The organism is Pseudomonas sp. R37(2017) (genome assembly GCF_002113375.1).
GTDB lineage: Bacteria > Pseudomonadota > Gammaproteobacteria > Pseudomonadales > Pseudomonadaceae > Aquipseudomonas.
The window spans coordinates 389,929-409,304 of record NZ_NEHO01000002.1; the positions used below are offsets into that span (position 1 = coordinate 389,929).

The following is a 19,376-nucleotide window of genomic DNA, read 5'->3' on the forward strand; positions in this document are numbered from 1 at the left end:
ATTTCATCCGCCTGTCTTGACCCCGAGCCTGCCCGAATGCGTCGATTTGCCCGCCCCAAATCCCTGATTCTGATCCTGTCGGTGATCTCGCTGGCGGTATTGATTGCGTTCGGCCAATACCTGCGCCTGTTCGAGCGTGCCTGGTTCAATCTGCATACGCAGTGGCAGGCGGCGAATGCCCAGTCCATGGCGCTGGACCAGTATCGGGTCGTGACCGAGGCGCAGGTGATCGATGGCCTGGCTGACAACGTTTCGGCATTGACCTATGACCCGGTGCGCAAAAGCCTGTTCACCGTCACCAACAAACGCAGCGAGTTGATCGAGTTGTCCCTGGACGGCAGGATTTTGCGCCGTGTGGCGTTGGTCGGATTCGGCGATCCGGAAGCGGTTGAATTCATCAGTGCCGACACGTATGTGATCGCTGAAGAGAGCCAGCAGCGGCTGATCAAGGTTCGCCTGGAGCCGGACACTACCTTCCTCGATGCGGCAGACGCCGAGCAAATGACCCTGGGCGTGCACATGGACAAGGGCGGCAACAAGGGTTTCGAGGGTCTGGCTTACGACTCGGTGGGCAAGCGCCTGTTCGTGGCGAAGGAGCGCAACCCGATGCTGATCTACGAAGTGCACGGTTTTCCGCGTTTCAATCCCGAAGAGTCTTACTCGGTGCACGTGATCAACGACCCCAAGCGGGATGCGGGGTTGTTTGTGCGGGATCTGTCGAGCCTGCAATACGACGAGCGCAGCGGGCATCTGCTGGCGCTGTCGGAAGAGTCGCGATTGATGCTGGAGCTGGATGTGGGCGGGCGTCCGCTGAGCACAATGTCATTGCGCAAGGGGCGCCAGGGCCTGCAAAAAACCGTGCCGCAAGCGGAGGGGATCGCCGTGGACGACGACGGTACGCTGTACCTCGTCAGTGAGCCGAACCTGTTCTACGTGTTCAAGAAACCAACACAACACTGACCGGCACCCCGTATCAATGTGGGAGCGAGCTTGCTCCGGGCGGCGATCCGACGAAAGCGGTGTATCAGTCGAGATTGATTTCAACTGACAGTCCGCTATCGCGAGCAGGCTCGCTCCCACAGTTGTTTTGTCTGCCCGCAAACAGGTGGGCAGATTGGCTTACTCAGCGCGCAGGGTCTTCACGCCTTCGCTCGTACCCAACAGCAGCAGGTCCGCCGGACGCGCCGCGAACAAACCATTGGTGACCACGCCGACGATCGCATTGATCTGCGTCTCCAGTTCCACTGGATTGGTGATCTGCATGTTGAATACGTCGAGGATGATGTTGCCGTTGTCGGTCAGCACGCCCTCACGGTAAACCGGATCGCCGCCGAGCTTCACCAGCTCGCGGGCCACGTGGCTGCGGGCCATCGGGATCACCTCCACCGGCAGTGGGAACGTGCCGAGGACCGGTACCAGTTTGCTGGCGTCGGCGATGCAGATGAACGTCTTGGCCACCGCCGCGACAATCTTCTCGCGGGTCAGGGCAGCGCCACCGCCCTTGATCAGGTTCAGGTGCTCGTCGCTTTCATCGGCGCCGTCGATGTAGAACTCCAGGTCGCTGACGGTGTTCAGCTCATACACCGGAATCCCGTGGCCCTTGAGGCGCGCGGCGGTGGCTTCGGAGCTGGCGACGGCGCCATCGAATGCGCTCTTGTGCCGGGCCAGTGCATCGATGAAGCAGTTGGCGGTGGAGCCGGTGCCGACCCCGACGATGCTCTTGTCGTCGAGTTTCGGAAGGATGAAGTCGACGGCGGCCTGTGCCACTGCCTGTTTGAGTTGATCCTGGTTCATGCGGGCTCCGGGGTGCCAAGGAGAGAACGAAAGGCCGGCATTATAGGCTTCGGGGCGGGGGAAGGTCATTGCCCGATTGGCGGGCCGCAATCGATACCTGTAGGAGCGAGCATGCTCGCGATGGTCGTCAACGATAACGCTGGCGACCTGACACCCCGCGGTGTCTGATCCTCCATCGCGAGCATGCTCGCTCCTGCACACAGGGTGGTCGCATGAGTAAAAGCCGGGTTAGACTCCATGGTCCTGCCCAACCCGCTCAGTGATGCTTTCCGATGCTTGAACAGTACGTCAAAAAGATCCTCACCTCGCGCGTTTATGACGTTGCCGTAGAAACCCCATTGCAGACTGCCCGCCAGCTCTCCGAGCGGCTGGGCAACAGTATTTGGCTCAAGCGCGAAGACTTGCAGCCGGTGTACTCGTTCAAGATTCGCGGCGCCTACAACAAGTTGACCCAGTTGAGCGACGAAGAGCGCGCTCGCGGCGTGGTCACCGCGTCGGCGGGCAACCATGCCCAAGGCCTGGCCCTGGCGGCCAAGGTACTGGGTGTGAAAGCGACCATTGTCATGCCCAAGACTACTCCGGAGATCAAGGTCGAAGGCGTGCGCTCCCGTGGCGGTAAAGTGGTGCTGCATGGCGATTCGTTCCCGGAAGCGCTGGCGTACTCGCTGAAACTGGTCGATGAAAAAGGCTACGTCTACATTCACCCCTACGACGATCCCCACACCATTGCCGGGCAGGGCACCGTGGCCATGGAGATCCTGCGCCAGCACCCGCAGCCATTGGACGCGATTTTCGTCCCTGTGGGCGGCGGCGGTCTGATCGCCGGTATTGCGGCCTACGTCAAATACCTGCGTCCGGACATCAAGATCATCGGTGTGGAGCCGGATGACTCCAACTGCCTGCAAGCGGCCATGGCCGCGGGCGAGCGCGTGGTGTTGCCGACCGTGGGCATCTTCGCCGACGGCGTCGCGGTGGCGCAGATCGGCCAGCACACCTTCGACATCTGCAAAGACCATGTCGATGAAGTGATTACCGTCAGCACCGACGAAATCTGTGCGGCCATCAAGGATATCTACGACGATACCCGCTCGATCACCGAACCTGCCGGCGCCTTGGGCGTGGCCGGGATCAAGAAGTATGTCGAGCAGCGCGGCGTCAGTGGCCAGACCTTCGTCGCCATCGACTCCGGGGCCAACGTCAACTTCGACCGCCTGCGTCACGTCGCCGAGCGCGCGGAGCTGGGTGAGGGCCGCGAAGCCATCATCGCCGTGACCATTCCCGAGAAACCGGGCAGCTTCAAGGCGTTCTGCGAGGCCATCGGCAAGCGCCAGATCACCGAATTCAACTACCGCTACAACACCGGCAGCGAAGCGCACATCTTTGTCGGCGTGCAGACGCACCCGGAAAACGACCCGCGCAGCGCACTGATCGCCAGCCTGAGCGAGCAAGGCTTCCCGGTGCTGGACCTGACCGACAACGAACTGGCCAAGCTGCACATCCGTCATATGGTCGGTGGGCGTGCGGCGCATGTGGTCGATGAAGTGATCCTGCGTTTCGAATTCCCGGAGCGTCCGGGCGCGCTGTTCAACTTCCTCAACAAGCTGGGCGGGCGCTGGAACATCTCGATGTTCCATTACCGCAACCATGGCGCCGCCGATGGTCGTGTCGTCGCGGGCCTGCAAGTGCCTCACGACGAGCGCCATCTGGTGCCGGCGGCGCTGGAAGAAATCGGTTACCCGTACTGGGACGAAAGCGATAACCCGGCCTATCAGCTGTTTCTTGGCTGAGGGGCTACGCTGATGGGCAGGCAATAAGGAAATCTGACAATGGAAACGTTAACTGCCCTGAAAGCGGCGCACATGGTGGCAACCGTTGTGCTGCTGGCTTGTGCGCTGGGGCTGGGCGTCTGGGTTTTGCTTGCGCGGCGCAAGGGTGATGCGACGGCGGGTAGTCGTACCTTGCAGCGGCCAAGGGTGTTCGTCTGGCTGCTGATGGGGTTGGCGCTGCTGAGTATGCCGTTCACCGGCTGGTGGATGGTGCATCTGGTGGGTTGGCCGCTGGGGCAGACCTGGTTGCTGGCCTCCAGCGTGCTGTACACCGTGGCGGCGCTGGCGTGGTTCTGGTTGCTGGTGCGACTGAACAAGCTGCGCAAGGCGCCGGGCAGCGTCGGTAAGTTCAGTTTTGCTTTGGCGTTGTTCAGCTTTGTCTGCTTTATCGCGATTGCCGGGTTGATGGGGGCCAAACCAGTCTAAGGCCATTGCCCCATCCCTGTAGGAGCGAGCAAGCTCGCGATGGAGGATCAGACACCCCGGGGTGTCAGGCCGCCCGCGTTATCGTTGACGACCATCGCGAGCATGCTCGCTCCTACAGGGGGGCGGTGATCAGTCGCGCAGACTGATCACCGGCCAGCCGCGCTTCTCGGCCTCGGCCCGCAGGTTCGGGTCCGGATCAACCGCCACCGGATTCGTCACCTGCTCCAGCAGCGGCAGGTCATTCATCGAGTCGCTATAGAAGTAGCTGTCTTCCAGCGTGTATCCGGTTTCTTCCAGCCAGCGATTCAGGCGCGTCACTTTGCCTTCACGGAAGCACGGCACGTCGGTGCTGCGCCCGGTATAGCGGCCGTCGACCATTTCGCATTCGGTGGCGATCAGGGTTTCGACGCCCAGGCGCGTGGCAATTGGCCCGGTGACGAAGCGATTGGTCGCGGTGATGATCACCAGTTTGTCGCCGGCGGCACGGTGCCTGGCCAGCAAGTCGATGGCCTTGGGCAGGATGATCGGTTCGATGCAGTCGCGCATGTAATCGCTGTGCCACAGATCCAGCGTGGCCATTTCGGTGCGACCGAGGACTTCCAGGCAGAAGTTCAGGTAAGCGGCGTTATCCAGTTTTCCGGCCAGGTAATCCTGGTAGAACGCATCGTTGCGAGTCTTGTAGGCGACGGCGTCGAGGAAGCCGCGCTCGCACAGGTAATCGCCCCAAGCGTGATCGCTGTCACCGCCCAGAAGGGTGTTGTCCAAATCGAATAAAGCCAGGCGCATTGCAGTTACCCGCTGAAAAGTCAGTAAAAAGGCGACAAGAATACGGTCTTTTCACAAGAGTGCACATAAGGTAGGAACCTTCGTTGCCGCCTTCACAACCTTTATGGAACAATGCGGCGACATGCGTTTGCGAGGTTGTTGCCGTGATCGACCCCGATGGTTTTCGCCCCAATGTCGGGATCATTCTGACGAATGACGCCGGCCAGGTGCTATGGGCTCGCCGAATCAATCAAGATGCCTGGCAGTTTCCACAGGGAGGAATCAACCCCGAAGAGACGCCGGAAGACGCCTTGTACCGCGAGTTGAACGAAGAAGTGGGCCTGGAGCGCGAAGATGTTGAAATTCTCGCCTGCACCCGGGGCTGGTTGCGCTATCGTTTGCCGCAACGTCTGGTACGTACCCACAGCCAACCGCTGTGCATCGGCCAGAAACAGAAATGGTTTCTCCTGCGCCTGGTCTCCAACGAACAGCGGGTGCGGATGGATTTGACCGGTAAACCGGAATTCGATGGCTGGCGCTGGGTCAGCTATTGGTATCCGTTGGGCCAGGTGGTGACATTCAAGCGCGAGGTGTATCGACGCGCTCTCAAAGAGCTTGCCCCGCGCCTTTTAGCGCGCGACTGACGACGGAGTTCGACCCCGAGCCATGCTCAATACGCTGCGCAAGATCGTCCAGGAAGTTAACTCCGCCAAGGATCTCAAGGCGGCGTTGGGGATTATTGTGTTGCGCGTCAAAGAGGCCATGGGCAGCCAGGTCTGCTCGGTCTACCTGCTTGATCCGGAGACCAACCGTTTCGTGCTGATGGCCACCGAGGGCTTGAACAAGCGCTCGATCGGCAAGGTCAGCATGGCACCCAACGAAGGTCTGGTTGGCCTGGTCGGTACGCGCGAAGAACCCCTGAACCTCGAAAACGCCGCGGATCACCCGCGCTACCGCTACTTCGCCGAAACCGGCGAAGAGCGCTTCGCCTCGTTCCTCGGCGCACCGATCATTCACCACCGCCGCGTTGTCGGCGTGTTGGTTATCCAGCAAAAGGAGCGCCGCCAGTTCGATGAAGGTGAAGAAGCCTTCCTCGTGACCATGAGTGCGCAACTCGCCGGCGTTATTGCCCACGCCGAAGCCACCGGTTCGATCCGCGGTCTCGGTCGTCAGGGCAAGGGCATCCAGGAAGCCAAGTTCATCGGCGTGCCGGGTTCGCCGGGTGCCGCAGTCGGTACGGCGGTGGTCATGCTGCCTCCGGCTGACCTGGACGTGGTGCCGGACAAGTCCATCAGCGACATCGACGCCGAACTCAAGCTGTTCAAGACCGCCATCGAAGGCGTACGCGCCGACATGCGCGCGTTGTCCGCCAAGCTCGCTACGCAGTTGCGCCCGGAAGAACGGGCGCTGTTCGACGTCTACCTGATGATGCTCGACGATGCCGCGCTGGGCAGCGAAGTCACCACGGTGATCAAGACCGGCCAGTGGGCCCAGGGCGCGTTGCGCCAGGTGGTCACCGATCACGTCAACCGTTTCGAATTGATGGACGACGCCTACCTGCGCGAGCGCGCCTCGGACGTCAAGGACCTCGGTCGACGCCTGCTGGCTTACTTGCAGGAAGAGCGCCAGCAAACCCTGGTCTACCCCGACAACACCATTCTGGTCAGCGAAGAACTGACGCCGGCGATGCTCGGCGAGGTGCCGGAAGGCAAGCTGGCCGGCCTGGTGTCGGTGCTCGGCTCCGGCAACTCCCACGTCGCCATCCTGGCGCGGGCCATGGGCATCCCGACGGTGATGGGCCTGGTTGACTTGCCGTACTCCAAGGTCGACGGCATCCAGATGATCGTCGACGGCTATCACGGCGAGGTCTACACCAACCCGAGCGACGTGCTGCGCAAGCAGTTCGCCGAGGTCGTCGAGGAAGAGAAACAACTGGCCCTCGGCCTGGATGCGCTGCGCGATCTGCCGTGCGTGACGGTCGATGGCCACCGCATGCCGCTTTGGGTCAACACCGGCCTGCTGGCGGATGTGGCGCGCGCGCAGAAGCGTGGGGCCGAAGGCGTTGGCCTGTACCGCACCGAAGTGCCGTTCATGATCAACCAGCGTTTCCCGAGTGAAAAGGAACAGTTGGCGATCTACCGCGAACAACTGGCCGCATTCCACCCGCAACCGGTGACCATGCGGACCCTGGACATCGGCGGCGACAAATCGCTGTCGTACTTCCCGATCAAGGAAGACAACCCGTTCCTCGGCTGGCGCGGCATTCGCGTCACCCTTGATCACCCGGAAATTTTCCTGGTACAGACCCGTGCCATGCTCAAGGCCAGTGAAGGTTTGAACAACCTGCGCATCCTGCTGCCGATGATTTCCGGCACCCACGAGCTGGAGGAGGCCCTGCACCTGATCCACCGTGCCTGGGGCGAAGTGCGTGACGAGGGCTGTGACATACCGATGCCGCCGGTCGGCGTGATGATCGAGATTCCGGCGGCGGTGTATCAGACCAAAGAGCTGGCGCGGCAGGTGGATTTCCTGTCGGTTGGCTCCAACGACCTGACCCAGTACCTGTTGGCCGTGGATCGCAACAACCCGCGGGTGGCCGATCTATACGACTACCTGCACCCGGCGGTGCTGCAAGCCCTGCAAACCGTCGTGCGCGACGCTCATGCCGAAGGCAAGCCGGTGAGCATCTGCGGCGAAATGGCCGGTGACCCGGCGGCGGCGGTGCTGTTGATGGCGATGGGTTTCGACAGCCTGTCGATGAACGCCACCAACTTGCCGAAAGTGAAGTGGATGCTGCGTCAGATCAACCTGAGCAAGGCCAGGGAATTGCTGGAGGAACTGATGACCATCGACAACCCGCAAGTGATTCACAGCTCGTTGCAGCTGGCGCTGAAGAACCTCGGGCTGGCGCGGATGATCAATCCGGCGGCGATCAAGACGCTCTGAAACGCTGATGGCGCCATCGCGAGCTTGCTCGCTCCTACAGGCGACGCAAATCCCTGTAGGAGCGAGCAAGCTCGCGATGAGGCCAGTCCAGGCAACACAAGACTAAAGCCTGATCTCCACCTCCCCAAGATGCCCACCAAACGGCCCGAAACTCCTTTCGACCAAATGCCGTGAACCGTCCGCCTGCACAATCAACGCCGTACTCGCTCGCGTCCCATAACTCTGGCTGGCAATGAACACGCTCGACAACAGCGTTTCCGTGGCGAGCCCCACTCCGGTATCCGGCAGCTCGGCAAGCGGCGCGGTCTGCGCATCGCTCAACAGCGCCAGCAGCGCCTGGGGGCGCGGATCATCCAGCACCTCGCTCAGTGCCGCCTTGGCCTTGAGCAATTTCGGCCACGGCGTGTCCAGCCCGGCATTGGATAGCCCGTAGAGTCCAGGGGCCAGCATAACCGCTTTCGATTCCCGTTGATTGAAGTGCCAAAGCTCATGGGTATTGCCGACCAGCAGGTTAAAGCCACCATATTCCAGCGAACGGTCGACAACGTCGGCTAAATAGTCGTCAATTGACATTTCCCCGGTGAGAAAGCGTGCGACCAGCTCCCCGCGAGACTTGCGCCCTGGCGGTCGATGGGGGTCGCGGATGTTGGTCAGCGCCGCAAAACGTCCGTTGGCACCGACGCCGAGCCAGGTGCCCCCGGCCTCGAGGTCGCGCCCCGCATGGACGTGCGGTGCTTCGGGCCAGGGTGCCAGAGGCAGGCTGGGGCGGGCATAGAACTCATCGCGATTGGCCGCCACGACCAGCGGTCTGGCATGGCCCGGGCGCCAGGCAAAAACAATCAGGCACATCAGGCAGTCCTTGTGTGTTTTTTGCTCACTCTACGCAGACATCGCTCATCGATCCATCGCCTTGCACAGTGGAGCTTTTGGCCATGCATCCGTTACCATGCCGCTCCGGTTTTGGGGATGCGGGCGCGACGACCATGGAATTTCTGCTCTATCTGGCGCTCGGCGCCTGTGCAGGTGTGCTCGCCGGGCTGTTTGGCGTGGGTGGCGGGATCATCATCGTCCCGGTGCTGGTATTGAGCTTCAAGGCCCAAGGGTTCGATCCGTCGATTCTCACGCACCTGGCGGTGGGGACGTCCCTGGCGACGATCATCTTTACCTCGGTCAACGCGGTACGCGAGCATCACCGCCGTGGCGCCGTGCGCTGGCCGATCTTCATGTGGATGACCGTCGGCATTCTGATCGGTGCCGGGTTTGGCGCGCTGACGGCCGAAGCGATTTCCGGCCCCAACCTGCAGAAACTCATTGGTGTATTCGCCCTGGTGATCGCCGCTCAGCTGGCGCTGGACGTCAAACCCAAGGCCAGCCGAGCCGTGCCGGGTAAACTCGGTCTGACCGCGGCCGGTAGCGTGATTGGCTGGGCGTCGGCCATTTTCGGCATTGGCGGCGGTTCGTTGACCGTGCCGTTCCTGACCTGGCGCAGCGTGCCGATGCAGCAAGCCGTGGCCACTTCATCGGCCTGCGGTCTGCCCATTGCCCTGGCCAGTGCATTAAGTTTCATGATTCTGGGCTGGCACGAACCGTTGCTCCCGGCCCATAGTCTCGGTTTCATTTATTTGCCGGCGTTGCTGGGCATTGCCCTGACCAGCATGGTGTTCGCCCGCCTTGGCGCGCGATTGGCCCACAGGTTGTCGCCGAAGTTGCTGAAACGGCTGTTTGCCGCTTTGCTGTTCTGCGTGGGCCTGAACTTTCTAGTCTGAAGCATCTGCTCTGACGGGCAGCGCAATCCTGGCTTAATCCTGAGGTGGCAGCGTCGCCCGGGAATTTTTAAGATTTGAACGCTAACGAGGAGTCGCAATGCTGCCTTACCCGCAGATCGACCCGGTGGCCCTGGCCATCGGTCCGCTGAAAATCCACTGGTACGGTCTGATGTACCTGATCGGCATCGGCGGCGCCTGGCTGCTGGCGTCCCGCCGGTTGAACCGTTTCGACCCCACCTGGACCAAGGAGAAACTCTCCGACATGGTGTTCTGGATGTCGATGGGGGTGATTGTCGGCGGACGACTGGGTTACGTGCTGTTCTACGATCTGGGCGCTTATCTGGCCAACCCGACACTGATTTTCGAAGTGTGGAAGGGTGGCATGTCGTTCCACGGTGGTTTCATCGGTGTGATGTTGGCGGCGTTGTGGTTCGGTAAAAAGAACAACAAGTCGTTTTTCCAACTGATGGATTTCGTGGCACCGATGGTGCCGATTGGCCTGGGTGCCGGGCGCATTGGCAACTTCATCAACGCCGAGTTGTGGGGCAAGCCGACCGACGTGCCGTGGGCGATGATCTTCCCGCCGTTCAGCGACCCGGCGCAGTTGCCGCGCCACCCGTCGCAGCTGTACCAGTTCGCCCTCGAAGGCGTGGCGCTGTTCCTGATCCTCTGGCTGTTCTCGCGCAAGCCACGGCCGACCATGGCGGTTTCCGGCATGTTCGCGCTGTTCTACGGAATCTTCCGTTTCATCGTCGAGTTCGTCCGCGTACCGGACGCGCAACTGGGCTATCTGGCCTGGAACTGGCTGACCATGGGGCAGGTGCTGTGCGTGCCGATGATCCTCGGCGGCCTGCTCCTGATCTGGCTGGCGTATCACCGCGCTCCGGCGGCTCCAGCGGCAGCCGTATAAAATTCGAACCCCGCGGCGATGGCTGCGGGTTCAAGGACACAGGTAATTCATGAAGCAATATCTCGAACTGGTCGCCCACGTCATCAAGAACGGCACCAAGCAGGCCAACCGTACCGGCGTGAACACCATCAGTTTCCCCGGCGCGATGCTGCGTTATGACTTGCAGGAAGGTTTTCCGGCGATCACCACGCGCAAGATGGCCTTCAAATCGGCCATTGGCGAAATGTGCGGTTTCCTGCGTGGCGTGAACAACGCGGCCGAGTTCCGCGCCCTGGGCTGCAAGGTCTGGGACCAGAACGCCAACGAAAACGCCCAGTGGCTGGCCAACCCGTTCCGCCAGGGCGAAGATGACCTCGGCGAGATCTACGGCGTGCAATGGCGCAAATGGCCGGCGTACAAGCAGATCCCGCTGAGCAATCCGGCTGCCATCGAGCAGACCCTGAAGCAAGGCTATCGCCAGATCGCCGAAGGTGAAGAGGATGGCCAGGCTTACGTGGTGCTGTACAAGGCTATCGACCAGGTCCGCCAGTGCGTCGACACCATCATCAAGGACCCGGGCAGCCGTCGCATCCTGTTCCACGGCTGGAACTGCGCCCAGCTCGATGAAATGGCCCTGCCGCCGTGCCACCTGCTGTATCAGTTCCACCCGAATGTCGAGACCAGAGAGATTTCCTTGACGCTCTACATCCGCTCCAACGACCTGGGGCTTGGCACGCCATTCAACCTCACCGAAGGCGCTGCGCTGCTGAGCCTGATCGGTCGTCTGACGGGCTACACGCCGCGCTGGTTCACTTATTTCATCGGTGATGCCCACGTCTACGAAAACCACCTGGACATGCTTAACGAGCAGCTCAAGCGCGAGCCGTTCCCGATGCCCAAGCTGGTGATCAGTGATCGTGTGCCGGAGTTCGCCAAGACCGGTGTGTACCAGCCTGAATGGCTGGAGCTGGTCGAGCCGAGCGATTTCTCGCTGGAAGGCTACGAGCACCATGCGCCGATGACGGCGCCGATGGCGGTCTGAAGCAAACCAATGTGGGAGCAAGCCCGCTCCCACATTTTATTTTGTGGTGTGCCTAGTGGCCGTGACTACGGCCAACATGAGAATGCTCGACCTCCGTCGCCACAACCCCGCCGCTCACTTCCAGCCGCTGCAAGATCCCGCATTGATCGACATCTGGCCCTTCGCCACAGCGTTGGCGCAGGACGAGCAGTTGTGCCTGCAACGCCAGCAAGCCGTCGATCCGTGCCTTTACATGGTGGATGTGCTCATCGATCAGCGCGTTGACGCTTTCGCACTGGTCCCGTGGGCTGTCGCGAAATGCCAGCAGACTGCGGATTTCCTCGAGGGTCATGTCGAGGGTGCGGCAGTTGCGGATGAAGGTCAGGCGCTCGGCGTGGGTCTGGGTGTAGACGCGATAATTGCCGTCACTGCGGGCTGGTTCCGGCAGAAGGCTCTCGCGCTCGTAGTAGCGGATCGTTTCCACGGCACAGTCCGTGAGCTTCGCCAATTCTCCAATCTTCATGACGGCAATCTCCAACTCTCCAAAATGGGTGCTTGACCCTATAGTGGCTACAGGGTCTTTACTTGGCAACAGGCACTCTAATGGACGCAACCAATGAGCGATTCCCTGCACTCCCACAAACCCGGGGCTGAACACGAGCACAGCCACAAGCTCAAGCCCGTGCAAAAACATGACCACGGCGGTCACGGTGATTCCTGCTGTTCGTCCCGTACGACGGCGCCAGCGATAGTAATGCTGAGCGAAGCACCGACGGCCGGGGCCAGGCTGAGCAGCTTTCGCATTGAGGCGATGGACTGCCCGACCGAGCAGACGCTAATTCAGACCACTCTTAGCAAGATGACCGGCGTGCAGCAGCTGGAGTTCAATCTGATTAATCGTGTGCTGATCGTGACCCACGATTTGCCTGGTATCGAGCCGATCATCGAGGCCATAAAGGCCTTGGGCATGGATGCCGAGCCGCTGGATCAGGGGGGTGAAACGCCGAAACCGGCGCCCCGGAAAAAGCCGTGGTGGCCCTTGGCGCTGTCCGGTGTCGGTGCATTGCTGGCAGAAGTCATCCACTTCACCGGTTTCGCGCCGAATTGGGTGGTGGCAGTTATCGCACTGGTCTCGATCCTCAGCGGCGGTCTGGGCACTTACAAAAAAGGCTGGATCGCCCTTAAAAACCGCAACCTGAACATCAATGCGCTGATGAGCATTGCCGTGACCGGCGCAGTGCTGATCGGCCAGTGGCCCGAAGCGGCCATGGTGATGTTCCTGTTCACCGTCGCCGAGTTGATCGAAGCCCGGTCCCTGGACCGCGCGCGCAATGCCATCGGCGGCCTGATGCAGATGACCCCGGACACGGCAACGGTGTTGCAGGCTGACGGGAGCTGGCTCGAGCAGGATGTCAAAACCATTGGGCTTGGCGCGCGGGTACGGATCCGTCCCGGTGAGCGCATCGGCCTGGACGGCGAGGTACTGTCCGGTCGCTCGACCATCGATCAGGCGCCAATCACCGGTGAAAGCCTGCCGGTGGAAAAAACCGTCGGCGACAAAGTATTCGCCGGCACCATCAATCAGGCCGGTTCACTGGAATACGCGGTCACTGCGGCGGCGGATAACTCGACCCTGGCGCGCATCATCCACGCCGTCGAGCAGGCCCAGGGCGCGCGGGCTCCAACCCAGCGTTTTGTCGACAGCTTCTCGAAAATCTACACCCCGGCGGTGTTCGTCCTGGCCTTGGCCGTGGCGGTAATCCCGCCATTGTTCATGGGCGCGTTGTGGTTTGACTGGATCTACCGGGCACTGGTGCTGCTGGTGGTGGCTTGCCCGTGTGCGCTGGTGATTTCCACGCCCGTGACCATCGTCAGCGGCCTCGCGGCGGCAGCGCGCAAAGGCATCCTGGTCAAGGGCGGCGTCTATCTGGAGGGCGGTTACAAGCTCGACGCCCTGGCCCTGGACAAGACCGGCACCATCACCCACGGCAAGCCGGTGCAGACCGATTACCTGTCGCTGGACCCGACCGTCGACGAGTCGGCACCCGCCATTGCCGCCGCACTGGCCGGGCGCTCGGATCACCCGGTTTCCCTGGCCATCGCCAAAGCGGCTGTGGATAAGCCAATCGCACCGCTGATTGTGGATAACTTCGAAGCGTTGGGCGGGCGCGGTGTGCGCGGTGAGATCGACGGCCAGCTCTATCATTTGGGCAACCATCGCCTGGTGGAGGATCTGGGGCTGTGTTCGCCAGCGCTGGAAGAGAAACTGTTCGCCCTGGAAAAACAGGGCAAGTCGGTGGTGCTGCTGCTGGATTCGTCCGGCCCGTTGGCGCTGTTCGCCGTCGCCGATACGGTAAAAGAGTCCAGTCGCGAGGCCATCCGGCAATTGCATGACCTGGGCATCAAAACCTTGATGCTGACCGGCGATAACGTCCACACCGCGCAAGCCATTGCCGGGCAGGTCGGCATCGATGAGGCCAGGGGCGACCTGTTGCCGGGTGACAAATTGCAGGCCATCGAGTCTCTTTATGCCCAGGGGCGCCGGGTCGGCATGGTCGGTGACGGTATCAACGATGCCCCGGCACTGGCGCGCTCCGAGATCGGTTTCGCCATGGCCGCCGCCGGCACCGATACAGCCATCGAGACCGCCGATGTCGCCCTGATGGACGACGATCTTCGCAAGATCCCGGCATTCATTCGCCTGTCGCGGCAGACATCCAGCATCCTCAAGCAGAACATCGCCCTGGCGTTGGTGATCAAGGCGATCTTTCTTGGGGTAACCTTCGCCGGGGTCGCTACCATGTGGATGGCAGTGTTCGCCGATATGGGCGTGAGCCTACTGGTGGTGTTCAACGGTTTGCGCCTGCTGCGCAAATAAAGGATGAGGGACGGTTGTGCTGAGTGCCGAGCTGAAGGCGTTTTACATGGTGGCCCGCCTGGGCAGTATTACCCAGGCTGCCAAAAAGCTCGGCCTGAGCCAGCCGACGGTGACGACGCAGATCCGCAACCTCGAAAGTCAGTATTCGGTCGAACTGTTCTACCGTGGCGGCCGGCGTCTGAGCGTCAGCGAGGAGGGCGCGCGCCTGCTGCCGATGGTCAAGGTGCTGATGCAGCAGGAAGCCGATATCGAGTTTTTCCTGCGCAACTGCGGCCAGGTCCAGGGCACATTGCGTATTGCCGCCACGGCGCCGTATTACATTCTCGACCTGGTGAAAACCTTCCGCGAGCGCCTGCCGCAGGTTGAGGTCTCGATGGAAATCGGCAACTCCCAGCAAGTGCTCGAAGCGCTGGAAGATTACCGGGTAGATGTCGCCGCATCGTCACAACTGCTCGATGACTCACGGCTGATTCGCCGGGTACTCGGCAGCGATCCGCTGGTGCTGGCGGTGCATCGCAATCATCCGTTGGCGGTTCATGATCACGTGCCGCTCGGCGCCTTGGCCGGACATACCCTGTTGATGCGCGAACCGGGTTCGACGACCCGACGCTTGACCGAAGAGTTGCTGGCCAGCGCTGGAGTGGGTTTCGGGCCGCTGCTGGAGATCGGCAGCCGCGAATCGATCCGCGAAGCGGTGCTGCGCAACATCGGCATCAGCATCATTGCCCGCCAGGAAGTGCCCCACGATCCGCAATTGCGGGTGCTGACCATCGAGAATGCGCCGCAGATTCCCGAATACCTGTACTGCCTCAAGGAGCGTAAAAACGCGCGGCTGCCGGCGGCGTTTCTCGGGTTGGCGCAGGAAATGGCGCCGGTCTGAGATCTTCTTTGTCTGTCCCGGCCTCATCGCGAGCGTGCTCGCTCCTACGGTTGATCGCATTCCCCCTGTAGGAGCGAGCATGCTCGCGATGGCGGTAGACCAGCCAGCACAGGAATACCCAAAAATCCCGAATACCACTATCGGCGGTTTTTGCCTTACTGCCACATGACGGACTCATTACAGCTCTAGGATGGCCCCATCTGCTCGATGAGGTCCGTCCATGAACAACTCGATCACAACTGCCCTGACCAACCCCGGCACACCGATGAAGGTGCGCGGCGTCCAGAAACGTTTTGGCGCCTTCACGGCGCTGGATAACGTTTCCCTCGATGTCGCGGCCGGTGAACTGGTGTGTCTGCTGGGCCCTTCTGGCTGTGGCAAAACCACCTTGCTGCGCTGCATCGCCGGTCTGGAGCAGCAGGACAGCGGCGAGTTGTACCTGGGCGACCGCAATGTTTCCCACCTGGCACCCCAGGCGCGGGACTACGGCATTCTGTTCCAGTCCTACGCGTTGTTTCCCAATCTCACCGTCGAAGCGAACATTGCCTACGGTCTCGCCGGCAATGGGCGTGATCAGGTTCGCCAACGAGTCGGTCAGATGCTGGAACTGGTCGGCTTGAGCGGCAGCGAGAAAAAATACCCGGGCCAGTTGTCCGGCGGCCAGCAGCAACGTGTCGCCCTGGCCCGCGCCCTGGCCCCGGCGCCTTCGCTATTGCTGCTCGACGAGCCGATGTCGGCCCTGGATGCCCGGGTGCGCGAGCATCTGTGCACCGAACTGCGTCAACTGCAACGCAGCCTCGGCATCACCACCCTGATGGTTACCCACAATCAGGACGAAGCCATGCTGATGGCCGACCGCATCGCCGTGATGAACAACGGCAAGGTCGAGCAATACGCCACGCCCCAGGACATCTACAACCGTCCGGCCACGCCGTTCGTGGCGGAGTTCGTCGGCCAGGGCAACTGGTTGCCGTTCCAGCGCAGCAGTGACAGCCACGCCCAGGTCGGCGGGATGAACCTGCGTCTGGCCGATGGCGGCGCCAAGACCGCCTCGGGCCGTTTGTTCTGTCGTCCGGAGGCGATCAACGTCAACCCGCTGGTGCATGAGGAAAACCTGTTCCCGGCGAAGGTTCGTGAAATCACCTTCCTCGGCAACCGCTGCCGCATGAGCTTCGAACTCGATCATTTGCCGGGCCATGCACTGTTGGCGGAACTGGCACCGGAAGCCATGCCGCGCCTTGGCGCCCAGCAGATCATGGTCGCCTTGCCGCCGCGCAGCCTGCAGGTGTTTGCCTGATGAGCGCGAACATCGCGTTGCCGCTGCCGCATAAGCAGGTTCGGCAGATAGCCCGTGCCGAGATCGGTGACCGGTTGTTCGTGGTCGGTGGCAAGGTCCTGCTGCTGGTGTTGCTCGGCGTCGCCGTGTTGATGCCGTTGCTGGCGATTTTCTGGCGTGGTTTCAGCGCCGAGGCCGGGCAGGGCGGGGGCTGGCTCGCAGCGAAGGAATTGGTGACCAGCGAAAACTTTCACTGGTTGCTGGGTAACAGCTTGAAGGTTTCCCTCAGCGTTGCGGCCATTGTCGTACCGCTGGCCTACCTGTTTGCCTACGCGCTGCAACGCACCATGATTGCGGGCAAAGGCATCTGGCGTGGCATCTCGTTGCTGCCATTGATGGCGCCATCGATGTTGCCCGGCATCGCACTGGTCTACCTGTTCGGTAACCAGGGCATGTTGCGCGGCCTGCTCTCGGACAACATCTACGGCTTCTGGGGCATTGTGCTCGGCGAGGTCATCTACACCTTCCCGCACGCCCTGATGATTCTGCTGTCAGCCTTGTCCCTGGCCGATGCGCGACTGTTCGATGCCGCCTCCAGCATGGGCGCCAGTCCGGCGAAAGCCTTTCGCAGCATCACCTGGCCGGCGACCCGTCAGGCGGTATTCGCTGCCTTCTGCCTGGTGTTCACCCTGACCATCACCGATTTTGGTGTGCCCGTGGTGGTCGGTGGCGACTATCAGGTGTTGGCGCTTGAAGCCTACAAGGCGGTGGTGGGTCAGCAGCAATTCGGTCGCGGGGCGTTGATCGGCATGGTGTTGCTGCTGCCCGCGCTGTTCAGCTTCGGTGTCGATGCCTGGTTGCGTCGACGTCATGGTGACGCCATGAGCGGCCGCGCCCAGGTGTTCAAACCCGCGCCATCGAAACTGCGCGATGGTTGCTACCTGGCCATCGTGCTGCTGATCAGCGCGGCGTTGCTGCTGGTGTTCGGCATGGCGGTGTTCTCGTCCCTGGTGAAGTTCTGGCCGTACAACCTGTCGTTGTCGCTCAACCATTATCAGTTCAACGAAACCGCTGGCGGTGGCTGGCTGGCCTACGGCAACAGCCTGAAGATGGCCTTGGGCACGGCATTGATCGGCAGCCTGCTGATCTTCACCGGCGCCTACCTGATGGAAAAAACCAAAGGCCAGCGCGGCTTGAACCTGACCTTGCGCATGCTCAGTTTCGTCCCGATGGCGGTGCCGGGTCTGGTGTTGGGGTTGGGTTACGTCTTCTTCTTCAACCTCACCGGCAACCCGCTGCACGTGCTCTACGGCACCATGACCCTGCTGATCGTCTGCACCATTGCGCACTATTTGACCACCGCGCAAATGACCGCCACCACTGCGCTGCGTCAACTCGACGCCGAGTTCGAAGCCGCCGCGCTGTCGCTCAAGGCGCCGCTGTACCGCCACTACCTGCGCGTCACCGTGCCGATCTGCCTGCCGGCCTTGCTGGACATCGTGCGCTACCTGTTCGTCTCGGCGATGACCACTGTCTCGGCGGCGATTTTCCTCTACAGCCCCGACACCATCCTCGCGGCGGTGGCGGTGCTGAATATGGACGACGCCGGCAACGTCGGCGGCGCGGCGGCAATGTCGACCCTGATTCTGTTCACCTCGGCGGGTGTGTCCCTGCTGCTGGCCTGGGCCTCGCGCGGTTTGCTGCGCCGCTCCCAGGCCTGGCGGCAGACCACGCCCGGTCACTGAATCTGCACAACCCCTCAACTCAAAAAACAGGAAAAGATCATGTTCAAGCCTATGGCCCTGGCCGCTGCTGTCCTCACCGCTTTCAGCCTGAACGCCTTTGCGGCGAAAACCGAGTTGACGGTGTACACCGCCCTCGAAGCCGAACAACTGAAGACCTACAAAGAGGCTTTCGAGAAGGCCAACCCGGACGTCGAAATCAAGTGGGTGCGCGATTCCACCGGCATCATCACCGCCAAACTGCTGGCTGAAAAAGAACGCCCGCAGGCCGACGCCGTGTGGGGCCTGGCGGCTTCCAGCCTGGCGATCCTCGATCAGCAAGGCATGCTGCAAAGCTACGCACCGAAGGACCTGGGCAAGATCGGCGGCAACTACCGCGACGCCGCCAACCCGCCAGCCTGGGTCGGCATGGACGTCTGGGCCGCGACCATTTGCTTCAACACCGTCGAAGCCGAGAAGCAGGGCCTGACCAAACCCGTGAGCTGGCAGGACCTGACCAAGCCTGAGTACAAAGGCAAGATCGTCATGCCGAACCCGGCCTCGTCCGGCACCGGCTTCCTCGACGTCAGCGCCTGGTTGCAAACCTTCGGCGAGAAGCAGGGCTGGGCGTACATGGACGGCCTGCACCAGAACATCGGCCAGTACGTTCACTCCGGTTCCAAGCCTTGCAAGCTGGCGGCGGCCGGCGAATTCCCGATCGGCATTTCCTTCGAGTACCCGGCCGTTCAGCTGAAGCGCCAGGGCGCGCCGCTGGACATCATCCTGCCGAAGGAAGGCCTGGGCTGGGAGATCGAAGCGACTGCCGTGATCAAGGGCACTGCCCACGAGGACGCGGCGAAGAAACTGGCTGACTTCTCCGCCAGCCCCGAGGCGATGGAACTCTACAAAGAAAACTTCGCCGTACTCGCCCAGCCTGGCATCGCCAAGCCACAGACCGAATTGCCGGCAGACTACGAGCAGCGCCTGATCAAGAACGACTTCGCCTGGGCCTCGAAGAATCGCGACGAGATCCTGACCGAATGGCGCAAGCGCTATGACGGCAAGTCCGAGAAAGTAGTAGCCAAGTAAGATTTTTATCGGCTGAAAGGGCCTCTTCGCGAGCAAGCCCGCTCCCACAGGAGTACGCATTCCAATGTGGGAGCGGGCTTGCTCGCGAAAGCGGTTTCA

Annotated in this window: 17 protein-coding genes; 13 read left to right on the top strand and 4 right to left on the bottom strand. The window is 61.6% G+C overall.

The features are described 5' to 3' along the window. Positions 1 to 36 precede the first annotated feature (36 nt). Complete coding sequence (locus CAG47_RS04965; protein ID WP_085723814.1) at positions 37 to 960, top strand: SdiA-regulated domain-containing protein; 924 nt, start codon at positions 37 to 39, stop codon at positions 958 to 960. 159 nt (positions 961 to 1,119) lie between these two features. On the opposite strand, the gene rpiA is transcribed toward CAG47_RS04965, so the two are convergent. Then, on the bottom strand, positions 1,120 to 1,794 hold the full coding sequence (gene rpiA / locus CAG47_RS04970) for a ribose-5-phosphate isomerase RpiA (protein WP_085723815.1): 675 nt from the start codon (positions 1,792 to 1,794) through the stop codon (positions 1,120 to 1,122). Between the two features lie 272 nt (positions 1,795 to 2,066). Here rpiA and ilvA point away from each other — a divergent pair, with 272 nt between their 5' ends. Beyond that, positions 2,067 to 3,581: a threonine ammonia-lyase, biosynthetic gene (gene ilvA, locus CAG47_RS04975; RefSeq protein WP_085723816.1), complete on the top strand. Its 1,515-nt coding sequence runs from the start codon at positions 2,067 to 2,069 to the stop codon at positions 3,579 to 3,581. A 39-nt stretch (positions 3,582 to 3,620) separates the two neighbouring features. Further along, positions 3,621 to 4,046 (top strand): DUF2269 domain-containing protein, encoded by a 426-nt coding sequence (locus tag CAG47_RS04980; RefSeq protein WP_085723817.1) that lies wholly within the window; start codon positions 3,621 to 3,623, stop codon positions 4,044 to 4,046. Positions 4,047 to 4,175: 129 nt separating this feature from the next. Here the strand turns inward: CAG47_RS04980 and CAG47_RS04985 are convergent, their stop codons facing one another. After that, the gene (locus CAG47_RS04985) at positions 4,176 to 4,832 is read right to left on the bottom strand and encodes an HAD family phosphatase (RefSeq protein WP_085723818.1); all 657 of its coding nucleotides are present in this window, start codon (positions 4,830 to 4,832) and stop codon (positions 4,176 to 4,178) included. Positions 4,833 to 4,975: 143 nt separating this feature from the next. Between CAG47_RS04985 and CAG47_RS04990 the strand changes: the two genes are divergently transcribed. Both CAG47_RS04990 and ptsP read left to right on the top strand, forming a co-directional pair. Then, on the top strand, positions 4,976 to 5,455 hold the full coding sequence (locus CAG47_RS04990; RefSeq protein WP_053163553.1) for an RNA pyrophosphohydrolase: 480 nt from the start codon (positions 4,976 to 4,978) through the stop codon (positions 5,453 to 5,455). A 22-nt stretch (positions 5,456 to 5,477) separates the two neighbouring features. Further along, on the top strand, positions 5,478 to 7,757 hold the full coding sequence (ptsP, locus tag CAG47_RS04995) for a phosphoenolpyruvate--protein phosphotransferase (RefSeq protein WP_085723819.1): 2,280 nt from the start codon (positions 5,478 to 5,480) through the stop codon (positions 7,755 to 7,757). A gap of 102 nt (positions 7,758 to 7,859) precedes the next feature. Here the strand turns inward: ptsP and CAG47_RS05000 are convergent, their stop codons facing one another. Beyond that, positions 7,860 to 8,606 carry an NRDE family protein gene (locus CAG47_RS05000; RefSeq protein WP_085723820.1) on the bottom strand — a complete coding sequence of 249 codons (747 nt, stop codon included), beginning with the start codon at positions 8,604 to 8,606 and terminating at the stop codon, positions 7,860 to 7,862. A gap of 134 nt (positions 8,607 to 8,740) precedes the next feature. Here CAG47_RS05000 and CAG47_RS05005 point away from each other — a divergent pair, with 134 nt between their 5' ends. The 3 genes from CAG47_RS05005 to CAG47_RS05015 all read left to right on the top strand — a co-directional run bounded on the left by CAG47_RS05005 (position 8,741) and on the right by CAG47_RS05015 (position 11,454). Then, positions 8,741 to 9,523: a sulfite exporter TauE/SafE family protein gene (locus CAG47_RS05005; protein ID WP_085723821.1), complete on the top strand. Its 783-nt coding sequence runs from the start codon at positions 8,741 to 8,743 to the stop codon at positions 9,521 to 9,523. Between the two features lie 97 nt (positions 9,524 to 9,620). Continuing rightward, complete coding sequence (lgt, locus tag CAG47_RS05010) at positions 9,621 to 10,433, top strand: prolipoprotein diacylglyceryl transferase (protein WP_085723822.1); 813 nt, start codon at positions 9,621 to 9,623, stop codon at positions 10,431 to 10,433. Between the two features lie 49 nt (positions 10,434 to 10,482). Then, positions 10,483 to 11,454, top strand: coding sequence for a thymidylate synthase (locus tag CAG47_RS05015; protein WP_085723823.1), 972 nt, complete (start codon positions 10,483 to 10,485; stop codon positions 11,452 to 11,454). 52 nt (positions 11,455 to 11,506) lie between these two features. Here CAG47_RS05015 and cadR read toward each other — a convergent pair whose 3' ends face one another. Continuing rightward, positions 11,507 to 11,956, bottom strand: coding sequence for a Cd(II)/Pb(II)-responsive transcriptional regulator (gene cadR / locus CAG47_RS05020; RefSeq protein ID WP_085723824.1), 450 nt, complete (start codon positions 11,954 to 11,956; stop codon positions 11,507 to 11,509). A 93-nt stretch (positions 11,957 to 12,049) separates the two neighbouring features. Here cadR and CAG47_RS05025 point away from each other — a divergent pair, with 93 nt between their 5' ends. From CAG47_RS05025 to CAG47_RS05045, 5 genes are all read left to right on the top strand, one after another. After that, on the top strand, positions 12,050 to 14,311 hold the full coding sequence (locus CAG47_RS05025) for a heavy metal translocating P-type ATPase (RefSeq protein WP_085723825.1): 2,262 nt from the start codon (positions 12,050 to 12,052) through the stop codon (positions 14,309 to 14,311). A gap of 16 nt (positions 14,312 to 14,327) precedes the next feature. Next, positions 14,328 to 15,191 (top strand): LysR family transcriptional regulator, encoded by an 864-nt coding sequence (locus CAG47_RS05030; RefSeq protein ID WP_085723826.1) that lies wholly within the window; start codon positions 14,328 to 14,330, stop codon positions 15,189 to 15,191. Between the two features lie 220 nt (positions 15,192 to 15,411). Beyond that, positions 15,412 to 16,488 carry a putative 2-aminoethylphosphonate ABC transporter ATP-binding protein gene (locus CAG47_RS05035; RefSeq protein ID WP_085723827.1) on the top strand — a complete coding sequence of 359 codons (1,077 nt, stop codon included), beginning with the start codon at positions 15,412 to 15,414 and terminating at the stop codon, positions 16,486 to 16,488. Then, positions 16,488 to 18,212 (top strand): putative 2-aminoethylphosphonate ABC transporter permease subunit, encoded by a 1,725-nt coding sequence (locus CAG47_RS05040; protein WP_085723828.1) that lies wholly within the window; start codon positions 16,488 to 16,490, stop codon positions 18,210 to 18,212. The genes CAG47_RS05035 and CAG47_RS05040 overlap by 1 nt, the downstream gene beginning before the upstream one ends. A gap of 39 nt (positions 18,213 to 18,251) precedes the next feature. Next, the gene (locus tag CAG47_RS05045) at positions 18,252 to 19,277 is read left to right on the top strand and encodes a putative 2-aminoethylphosphonate ABC transporter substrate-binding protein (protein WP_085723829.1); all 1,026 of its coding nucleotides are present in this window, start codon (positions 18,252 to 18,254) and stop codon (positions 19,275 to 19,277) included. Positions 19,278 to 19,376 lie beyond the last annotated feature (99 nt).

Excerpts from the sequence above, each read along its gene's own strand:
- lgt (WP_085723822.1), top strand. The coding sequence starts at position 9,621 with ATGCTGCCTTACCCGCAGATCGACCCGGTGGCCCTGGCCATCGGTCCG.
- CAG47_RS05005 (WP_085723821.1), top strand. The coding sequence starts at position 8,741 with ATGGAATTTCTGCTCTATCTGGCGCTCGGCGCCTGTGCAGGTGTGCTC.
- CAG47_RS05015 (WP_085723823.1), top strand. The coding sequence starts at position 10,483 with ATGAAGCAATATCTCGAACTGGTCGCCCACGTCATCAAGAACGGCACC.
- CAG47_RS05040 (WP_085723828.1), top strand. The coding sequence starts at position 16,488 with ATGAGCGCGAACATCGCGTTGCCGCTGCCGCATAAGCAGGTTCGGCAG.
- cadR (WP_085723824.1), bottom strand. The coding sequence starts at position 11,956 with ATGAAGATTGGAGAATTGGCGAAGCTCACGGACTGTGCCGTGGAAACG.
- CAG47_RS05035 (WP_085723827.1), top strand. The coding sequence starts at position 15,412 with ATGAACAACTCGATCACAACTGCCCTGACCAACCCCGGCACACCGATG.
- ptsP (WP_085723819.1), top strand. The coding sequence starts at position 5,478 with ATGCTCAATACGCTGCGCAAGATCGTCCAGGAAGTTAACTCCGCCAAG.
- CAG47_RS05025 (WP_085723825.1), top strand. The coding sequence starts at position 12,050 with ATGAGCGATTCCCTGCACTCCCACAAACCCGGGGCTGAACACGAGCAC.
- CAG47_RS04985 (WP_085723818.1), bottom strand. The coding sequence starts at position 4,832 with ATGCGCCTGGCTTTATTCGATTTGGACAACACCCTTCTGGGCGGTGAC.
- rpiA (WP_085723815.1), bottom strand. The coding sequence starts at position 1,794 with ATGAACCAGGATCAACTCAAACAGGCAGTGGCACAGGCCGCCGTCGAC.
- CAG47_RS05000 (WP_085723820.1), bottom strand. The coding sequence starts at position 8,606 with ATGTGCCTGATTGTTTTTGCCTGGCGCCCGGGCCATGCCAGACCGCTG.
- ilvA (WP_085723816.1), top strand. The coding sequence starts at position 2,067 with ATGCTTGAACAGTACGTCAAAAAGATCCTCACCTCGCGCGTTTATGAC.
- CAG47_RS04965 (WP_085723814.1), top strand. The coding sequence starts at position 37 with ATGCGTCGATTTGCCCGCCCCAAATCCCTGATTCTGATCCTGTCGGTG.
- CAG47_RS04980 (WP_085723817.1), top strand. The coding sequence starts at position 3,621 with ATGGAAACGTTAACTGCCCTGAAAGCGGCGCACATGGTGGCAACCGTT.
- CAG47_RS05045 (WP_085723829.1), top strand. The coding sequence starts at position 18,252 with ATGTTCAAGCCTATGGCCCTGGCCGCTGCTGTCCTCACCGCTTTCAGC.